Annotated in this window: 6 protein-coding genes; 2 read left to right on the top strand and 4 right to left on the bottom strand. The window is 59.2% G+C overall.

The window, feature by feature from the left end:
* Positions 1–180: 180 nt before the first annotated feature.
* On the top strand, positions 181–2166 hold the full coding sequence (locus GXX82_13415) for an ATP-dependent helicase (GenBank protein ID NLT24037.1): 1986 nt from the start codon (positions 181–183) through the stop codon (positions 2164–2166).
* Positions 2167–2367: 201 nt separating this feature from the next.
* On the opposite strand, the gene GXX82_13410 is transcribed toward GXX82_13415, so the two are convergent.
* The 4 genes from GXX82_13410 to GXX82_13395 all read right to left on the bottom strand — a co-directional run bounded on the left by GXX82_13410 (position 2368) and on the right by GXX82_13395 (position 5962).
* A complete protein-coding gene (locus GXX82_13410) occupies positions 2368–3399 on the bottom strand; it encodes a rod shape-determining protein (protein ID NLT24036.1) in 1032 nt (343 codons plus the stop codon).
* A gap of 12 nt (positions 3400–3411) precedes the next feature.
* Complete coding sequence (locus GXX82_13405) at positions 3412–4782, bottom strand: GAF domain-containing protein (GenBank protein ID NLT24035.1); 1371 nt, start codon at positions 4780–4782, stop codon at positions 3412–3414.
* A gap of 47 nt (positions 4783–4829) precedes the next feature.
* The gene (locus GXX82_13400) at positions 4830–5678 is read right to left on the bottom strand and encodes an adenine nucleotide alpha hydrolase family protein (protein ID NLT24034.1); all 849 of its coding nucleotides are present in this window, start codon (positions 5676–5678) and stop codon (positions 4830–4832) included.
* A 95-nt stretch (positions 5679–5773) separates the two neighbouring features.
* On the bottom strand, positions 5774–5962 hold the full coding sequence (locus tag GXX82_13395) for a MoaD/ThiS family protein (GenBank protein NLT24033.1): 189 nt from the start codon (positions 5960–5962) through the stop codon (positions 5774–5776).
* 239 nt (positions 5963–6201) lie between these two features.
* Here GXX82_13395 and clpB point away from each other — a divergent pair, with 239 nt between their 5' ends.
* A complete protein-coding gene (clpB, locus tag GXX82_13390) occupies positions 6202–8784 on the top strand; it encodes an ATP-dependent chaperone ClpB (GenBank protein ID NLT24032.1) in 2583 nt (860 codons plus the stop codon).
* Positions 8785–8947 lie beyond the last annotated feature (163 nt).

The raw sequence follows: 8947 nt of genomic DNA, 5'->3' as shown, positions 1-8947 counted from the left end.
TTCCCTCTTCGATCGCGGACCCATACACAACCCCTCCTTTCGGGGCTATTATTTCGGTAACATCCTTTATGAGTCAACGATCTTTCTCTCACCACCCCTTGGGTAACATTTTTTATGAGGCAATTCGCCCCCGCGTGCCGGCTTGACATGCCGGACGGGGCGGGGGCATAATGTAGGCCTGTGAAAAAGTATACCATCCACCGCGATGTCTCCCCCGTGAAGGCCGTCATCGACTACTCCAGGGAACTCAACGAAGAACAGCTGGGCGTGGTCCTCTCCGACGATGGACCCATCCTCGTCATCGCCGGGGCCGGGAGCGGCAAAACGAGGGTCGTCACCTACCGGGTGGCCCGCCTCCTCGAGCGGGGCGTTCCACCGGGCGGGATACTGCTTCTCACGTTCACGAACAAGGCGGCCCGGGAGATGCTCCATCGCGTCGAGCATCTCGTAAAAATGGACACCCGTCACATCTGGGGCGGCACCTTCCACCACATCGGCAACCTCATCCTGCGCCAGCACGCCGAGCGCGTCGGTTACCGCAGGAGCTTCACCATCCTCGACAACGAGGACGCGAAGGATGTCGTGGAACTCGCCATCAAGGCATCGGGCATCGACACGAAGGCGAGGATGTTCCCCAAGGGCGGCGTCGTGAAGGAACTCTTCAGCTACGCCGCCAATACCATGCAGGCCGTCGACGAGGCCATCCGGGAACGCAGCCCCTTCTTCTACGACATCGCCGACGAAATGACGGCGGTGCACAGGATCTACATGGAAAAGAAGCGGGAAACGAACGCCATGGACTTCGACGATCTGCTCACATACTGGCACCGGCTCCTCGCCGAGGACGAGGAACTGCGCAAGCTCTACGCGATGACCTTCCGTCATATCCTCGTCGACGAGTACCAGGACACCAACCGCATACAGTCGGAGATCATCGACTTCATGGGGCTCCTGAACCGAAACGTCATGGTCGTCGGCGACGACGCCCAGAGCATCTACTCCTTCCGGGGGGCGAATTTCCAGAACATCCTCGATTTCCCGAAGCGCTACGGCGAGGCGAAGGTGTACAAGCTGGAGACGAACTACCGCAGCACCCCGGAAATCCTGGACCTCGCGAACAACTCCATCTCCTTCAATTTCAACCAGTTCGAAAAGAACCTGCGGAGCGTGAAAAAGAGCGGCGTCATCCCCGTCGTCGCGCCGTCGCGGGACGTGATACAGCAGGCCGAGTTCGTGGCCCAGCGGATACTGGAACTCTCCGACGAGGGCGTCCCTCTCGACAGGATATCGGTACTCTACCGCGCCCACTACCATTCGATGGAAGTGCAGATGGAGCTGACCCGCCGGGGCATCCCCTTCGAGATCCGAAGCGGGCTGAGGTTCTTTGAACAGGCCCACATCAAGGACGTCGTCTCTTTCCTGCGCGTCATGTCGAACCCCGACGACGAGGTATCATGGAAACGGATGCTCAGGATCTTTCCCCGCATCGGCAAGAAGACCGCCGACCACATCTATGCCTACCTCAAGGAACAGAGCGACCCCTTCGATCCCCTCATCTCGGGCAGGATCGCGGACACCTTCAAGGGCATCAGGAAGGAGAACGTCGAGGTGTGGTCGGAGCTCTTCGGCGAGCTCAGGGACCTCTTCAGCGACGAGGCCCCGGGGGACATGATCTCCGCTATCCTGAAGCACGGCTACATCGAGTACCTCAAGCTCACCTATCCCAACTACGAGGCGCGCCTCGAAGACCTGGGACAGCTCATCAACTTCTCGACGAGGTACCACTCCCTGGAGACATTCCTCAGCGAGCTCTCCCTCATGAGCGGCATCTCCGGCGAAGAGATCGTCGCCGCCGGCGACACGGACGATGAACGGGTCATACTGAGCACCATCCACCAGGCCAAGGGCCTCGAGTGGCAGATCGTCTTCATCATCTGGTGCGCCGAAGGAAGGTTCCCGAACCCCAGGGCGATAGAGGAAGGGGCCGTCGAAGAGGAGAGGCGCCTCTTCTACGTGGCATCGACGCGCGCCATGGACGAGCTGTACCTCACCTACCCCATCCTCGCCTTCGACCGCCAGGCCGGCCACATCATCATGCGCCCCTCCCGCTTCCTCGCCGAGCTCGACGGGGCCAGGTACGAGGAGTGGGCACTAAACGAGTATTAAAAGACGGCTTGAGTCGCTTGAATCGCTTGAGTAGCTTGAGGGTCCGAAAGACGGCTTGAATGGCTTGAGTCGCCTGAGAGCCGAAAAGATTGGGACGGTAAGACCACATCCTGTTCGGCGCGAGATATTCTGCCGAGAGTCTCTTTTGCCTTTAACTCTCAAGCCATTCAAGCGACTCAAGCCATTCAAGCCATCTTTTGGTCAGTTGATGAAGACCTTCTTGTACTTCGGCATCTCTTCGAGGGACTTGCCGCAGCCCATGGTAACGGATACGAGGGGGTCTTCGGCAACGATCACGTTTATCCCTGTCTCGTTCTCTATCCGCTGGTCGAGTCCCTTGAGAAGAGCTCCTCCGCCGGTAAGCACCATGCCCGTCTCATTGAGGTCGGAGACGAACTCGGCGGGGAGTTTTTCGAGGGCCCTTCTCACGGAGTCGATGATCGCGGAGATGGGTTCCTCTATGGCCTCACGGACCTCCTCCTTCGATAATTTCAGGCTCCGCGGTATGCTCGTGAGCAGGTCCTTCCCCACAACGTTTATGGAGTCGCTCAAGGAATCTATGGGGAACGCGGAAGCGCCTTCTATCTTGATCTTCTCCGCCGCGATGACCCCTATGGCAAGCTGGTGCTTCTTCTGGAGGTAGCGGACGATCGCCTCGTCGAGCTCGTCGCCGGCGACCCGCAGGGACTCGCTGTAGGCCACCGCGGAGAGGCTGATGATGGCCACCTCCGTCGTACCGCCGCCGATGTCTATTATCATGTTGCCCCGCGGCAGTTCTATGGGCATGCCCGCGCCGATGGACGCCGCCATGGGCTCCTCTATGAGATGGACGTCACGGATACCCACCTGGAAGCAGGCGTCGATGACCGCCTTCTTCTCCACCTGGGTGATGCCCGAGGGGACGCCAACCACCATCCTGGGCTTTGATATCTTCCTCTCGTTGCTCACGACCTTGAGGAAGTACTTGATCATCGCCTTGGCCACGTCGAAGTCCGCGATGACCCCGTCCTTGAGGGGCCGTATGGCGCTGATGTTGGGAGGAGTCCTGCCGATATATTCCTTCGCCTCCTTACCGACGGCGATGACCTTTCCGGAGTTGTTATCGATGGCGACGACGGAAGGCTGGTTGAGGACGATGCCTTCCCCTTTCATGTATATCAGGGTGTTGGCGGTGCCAAGGTCCATTGCAAGGTGCGTGGAGAACATCCCGAACAAATTCTTGAAAAAACCCATCCCCCTTCCTCCTTATTCGATGAATTTTCGTATCTTCTTCTCTTCTATCCTGTCGAAAAGCTCCCAGAGGTCAGGCGAATCATCGGGGAAACTGACCGTTCCGAGCTCCACCACGCCCGCCCCCGCCGAGAGTCCCTGCTCGGCAAGGCTCCTGCCCACCGCGTGGTAGAGGAGCTTCATCATGTTCCGTGTTTCAAAGGTCTCGCCGCCCTTGAGAAGGACAAAGAAACGGCCTCCGCTCTTGCGGGCCACGAAGGCGTTCCCCCCGGCGCAGTACCGGATGACCTGACAGACCTTCCTCAGCAGGTCGTTCGTCCCTTCGGCGCCCATCTTCCTGTTGTAAAGGACCATGTTCCCCAGCTTCACGCTCAGGACGGAAAACCGCTGTTTCTTTCTGGCCATCGTCTCGACGACGTCGAGGAAGACGGGAAATTGCACGGCGCCCGTCACGGGATCGAAATCGCGTATTCTGTCCAGATGCTCGCGCATCCACCGGGCGGTGAAATACAGCGAAAGAAGGCTCGAAAGGTTTCTCAGCGCCCCTATGGCGCTTTCCTTGAGCTCCGCCTCGTTGAGGGACACAAAACCGATGACGCCGAAGGTCGTGTCCTCCGTTATGAGGGGAAAGCCGAAGAACTGCCGCGCCCTCACGGGTTCATTGGGAAAGAAGAGCGGCTTCTCCCTGAGGTACGCGCTGCCGTGGGGCAGGAGAAGCTCCCTGCCTCCCTCGAGCACCACGGAGGCGATGCTCTCCCCGCCGTGACATTCCTTCTTGATGGCGTCGCCGTTCTCGATCCCGGCGACATCGTGGATGACGAGACGTCCTTTTTTCTCCATGCCGATGAAGCAGAAGGTGCCTCCCGAGAGGCCCAGTATCTCCTCGAGCACGTCGGTCGTGGAGATCTTCGCCGTGTTGAGAGCGGAGAGGAGGCTGAGGATCCGTCTTTCGGCATAGAGCTCTTCCATGGTCTCTTCGGCGCTCAGGGCACGCCTCTCCTGCTCGATCTCTTCCTGAATGAGGGCCACGAAGGAGCCGAGTATCTTCTTTTCCTTGTCGGTGAACACATACTTCTTCTTGCTGTCGACGATGATAACGCCCTTCGTGTCCATGGGATAACCCATGAAGGACTTGATCCCCTCCCTGGCCCCGTAGTAGCCCAGGGCCTCTTCGTCCTTGTCGAAATTCGGTATGATGAGCGGGGCGTTGTGCTTTATCACCCAGCCGGGAAGGGTCCCCTCCACGGGGATGCTCTTCTTCTCGTCAAAGCTTTTCGCGAAGGTCACGGAAGAGACGCAGCTCAGCGACTCCCTTTCCCTCAGGTACAGGGCAACGGTGAACGCCTCGTAGATATTGAAGATAAGCTGCGATAACCTGTCTATCATTTTTATACCCGAATTATGTCACCAGCACCGGTCACTGTCAATTGATATCAACCATACTCCTCGAACCGGACCGAGTAGGGAAGCTCGAACTTCTGAAGGGCCCGGCAGAAACCGCACTCCCCGCCACCGGAGGGGTATCCGCAGACGGGGCAGAACCCCTCTTCCGACTCCGCGCCGGCCCTGCCGTCTTCATGCATCGTTTCCTTCACCCCGCGAAGCTCCTTCAGGTAACCCTTCACGAACATGAGCTTCGTTCCCGGGGAGGCCTCCTCGAGGCCGCCAAGGATCCCCTTGTACGTGATGGTCTTGGCGCCCTTCGAGAAGGGGCATTCCTCGTATATGTAATCGATGCCGGACATGATGGCGTATGCCGCCACCTCGCGCTCCGAGCACAGGAAGAAGGGCTTGGCCTTCCTCGACAGGTGCCCTTCCCGGGCATCGAGGGCGATGTCCTTCTTCCAGAGGTATTCCTTCTTCCAGTAAAGGATGTTGCCGAAGAGGGCGGCAGCCTCGTCATCAAGGTTGTGTCCGGTAAGCAGAAGGTTGTAGTCCTTGTCCATGCAGACCTTGTTCATGACGTAGCGCTTGATCATGCCGCATGCCGAACAGGGTGCCCGGCGCAGCCCCTTCGCCACCTCGCTGATGTTCCTGCCGAAAACGTCGGGGACATGAAAGATGTGGACCTTCCTGCCGATCCTGTCGGCCACGGCCTTTATCTTTTCCAGCGAGACGCGGGAGTAGTCGCCTATACCGAGGTCGACGTAGACGCCGTCGGCGGCGATGCCCATCTTCGTCAGCAGGAGCCACAGGGACAGGGAATCCTTCCCACCCGACACGGCCACGACGGGACGGTCAGTCTCACCGATGAGCCGGTAACGCCGGATGGTCGTGGCCACCCTTTTCTCAAAAAAAACAATGAAATGTGTGTCACAGAAGGCGGTCTTGTGAGACCGCAGGCTGATGCTTGCCGTCTGTCCGCATACCCTGCATTTCATCCGCCCGATACGACCCGTATGACCTTTACGTTATCGTCGGCACCGAGCCTGTGGTCTTCGGTGACGAGCCGGTTGTTCGCGACAACGAGATGGCCCTCCTGGCTGACATTGAGTTCCTGCAGGAGCCGGGACACGAGCATCGGCTTCTCAAAGACGTACTCTTTCCCTTCCCAGTTGACGTGCATGGCTAATTCTTTAGCACAACGATGGGGTGATGTCAAAAAGGCTCCGGGGACGGTATCGGCGCGGGCCGGTGTGATGAACGCACGGGAAGGCAGCCGGCCGCCCATTGATTCCGGGGATATCGTGCTTATATTTCAGACAAGATTTCGGATGTCACCCTATGAAGCAGGCCGCAGAAGGTTGTCCCCGGGGGCGAGATGGGCCACGAAGGGTCTGACATATACTGTCACGAGGTGAACATATGAACTGGGAGAAACTGACCATAAAGGCCCAGGAGGCCATCCAGGAGGCGCAGAAGAAGGCCGAGTCTCTGGGCCAGCAGAGCATCGAGAACGAGCACCTGCTCTTTGCCCTCATATCGCAGAAAGATGGGATCATACGGCCCATACTGGAAAAGCTCGGCGTCAAGGCGGACATGATAGCCCGCGACCTCGACCGCGAACTTGCCAAGATACCGCGCGTGGAAGGCGTGAGCCAGACCTATATATCGTCGCGCTTCAAGCAGACCCTCGACACGGCGTTCACGGAAGCGGAAAGGCTCAAGGACGAGTTCGTGAGCACCGAACACCTCCTCATCGGCATAGCCGACGGGAAGGATGGACCGGCGGCGGCCACTCTCAGGATATACGGCATAACAAAGGACAGCATCTACGCGGTCCTCAAAGACTTGAGGGGCACCCAGCGGGTGACCGACCAGGCCCCGGAGGAAAAATACCAGGCGCTCCAGCGCTACTGCCGGGACCTGACGGAAGAGGCCCGCAAGGGCAAGCTTGACCCCGTCATCGGCCGCGACGAGGAGGTCCGCAGGGTCATGCAGGTCCTGTCGCGCAGGACAAAGAACAACCCTGTCATCATCGGCGAGCCCGGCGTGGGCAAGACGGCCATCGTGGAAGGTCTCGCCCAGAGGATCATATCCGGAGATATCCCGGAGACCTTGAAGAACAAGCGCGTCCTCTCCCTCGACCTGGGTTCCCTGCTCGCGGGAGCGAAGTACCGTGGTGAGTTCGAGGACAGGCTCAAGGCCGTCCTCAAAGAGATCGACGAGGCGGCGGGGACTATCGTCCTGTTTATCGATGAGCTCCACACCATCGTCGGCGCCGGGGGCGCGCAGGGCGCGGTCGACGCGTCGAATATGCTCAAACCGGCCCTCGCCCGGGGCGAGTTGCGCTGCATAGGCGCCACGACCCTCGACGAGTACCGGAAGTACATCGAAAAGGACGCCGCCCTGGAGCGTCGTTTCCAGCCGGTCTACGTGGGTGAGCCCTCCGTCGAGGAAACGATCGCCATACTGAGGGGCCTCAAGGAGAAATATGAGCTCCATCATGGCGTCGTCATAAAGGACCCCGCCCTCATCGCGGCGGCGACTCTTTCTCATCGCTATATCACCGACAGGTTCCTCCCCGACAAGGCCATCGACCTCGTGGACGAAGCGTCATCGCGGCTGCGCATGGAGATAGACAGCGTTCCCACCGAGATCGATGAGATCGAACGGAAGATCATCCAGTCCCAGATCGAGATCGAGGCGCTGAAGAAGGAAAAGGACGAGGCGTCGAGGGAGCGCAGGAAGAAGCTCGAGGATGAACTCGCCGAGCTGAAAAAGGACGTGCAGGAAAAACGCGGGCACTGGGAGAAGGAGAAGGCCCTTATCACGGGCATCTCCGAAACAAAGGAGAAGATCGACCAGGCGAGGACGCAGGCCGACGACCTGGAGCGCAGGGGAGATTTTGGACGGGTCGCGGAGATCCGATACGGCACCATATCCTCCCTGGAGCAGGAACTGAAGCAGAGGAACGACGAGCTCGCCGCCCTCCAGAAAGGAAAGAAGATGCTCAAGGAGGAGGTCGATGAAGAGGACATAGCCCGCGTCGTCTCCAAGTGGACGGGCATCCCGGTCTCCAAGATGCTCGAAGGGGAGATGGACAAGCTCGTGCATATGGAAGACAACATCCACAAGCGCGTCATCGGACAGGATGAGGCCATCGGCGCCGTCGCGAACACCATCCGGCGCGCCCGGGCGGGGCTTCAGGACCCCAACCGGCCCCTGGGGTCATTCCTCTTCCTCGGCCCCACGGGTGTCGGCAAGACGGAGCTGGCGCGGGCCCTCGCGGAATTCCTCTTCGATGACGAGCAGGCCATAGTACGCATCGACATGAGCGAATTCATGGAGAAGCACTCCGTGTCCCGTCTCATCGGAGCTCCTCCGGGATACGTGGGATACGAGGAGGGCGGCTACCTCACCGAGGCGGTCCGCAGGCGTCCCTATTCCATCATCCTCCTCGACGAGGTCGAGAAGGCCCACCCCGAGGTCTTTAACGTCCTTCTCCAGGTCCTCGACGACGGCCGTCTCACCGACGGCCAGGGCCGCACGGTGGATTTCAAGAACTCCGTCATCATCATGACGTCCAACATCGGCAGCCAGTGGATAACGGACCTCACCGACAGGGATTACGACGAGATGAGGGACCGCGTCAGCGAAGCGGTGAAGGCCCACTTCAAACCGGAGTTCGTGAACCGCATCGACGACATAATCATCTTCCGCGGCCTGTCTCCGGACAACATCAAAGAGATCGTCAAGCTGCAGCTCGACCTGATGGCGAAAAGGGCCCTCGAACGCAACATGGAGCTTGTCTTCACCAGCAAGCTCGAGGAAATGATATCCAGAGAAGGCTACGACCCGGCCTTCGGCGCGCGTCCTCTCAAGCGCCTGATCCAGAAGAAGATACAGGACGCGCTGGCGCTCATGATCCTCAAGGGCGAGGTCAGGGAAGGCGACACCGTGAAGGTGGACGTCGATGGAAAGGGCAACGTGGTTTTCAAGAAATAAGCTTCATACGAAGGGCCGGGGTTGCCGCGCTTAAGGCCCCGGCCCTCCCCCCAAAGTTTGTCTTGACTTTTTTTCCGCATAGTTGATATAAAAGGGTTGCTGTAGGCGCTTAGCTCAGTGGGAGAGCGCTACCTTGACGCGGTAGAGGTCAGGGGTTCAATAC

Origin of the sequence: Syntrophorhabdus sp. (genome assembly GCA_012719415.1) — a bacterium.
In the GTDB taxonomy this organism is placed as follows: domain Bacteria; phylum Desulfobacterota; class Syntrophorhabdia; order Syntrophorhabdales; family Syntrophorhabdaceae; genus Delta-02.
This window is presented reverse-complemented; position numbering and strand designations above follow the sequence as displayed.

Coding starts and splice junctions, on each gene's coding strand:
- GXX82_13410 (NLT24036.1), bottom strand. CDS start 3,399: ATGGGTTTTTTCAAGAATTTGTTCGGGATGTTCTCCACGCACCTTGCA.
- GXX82_13405 (NLT24035.1), bottom strand. CDS start 4,782: ATGATAGACAGGTTATCGCAGCTTATCTTCAATATCTACGAGGCGTTC.
- GXX82_13395 (NLT24033.1), bottom strand. CDS start 5,962: ATGCACGTCAACTGGGAAGGGAAAGAGTACGTCTTTGAGAAGCCGATG.
- clpB (NLT24032.1), top strand. CDS start 6,202: ATGAACTGGGAGAAACTGACCATAAAGGCCCAGGAGGCCATCCAGGAG.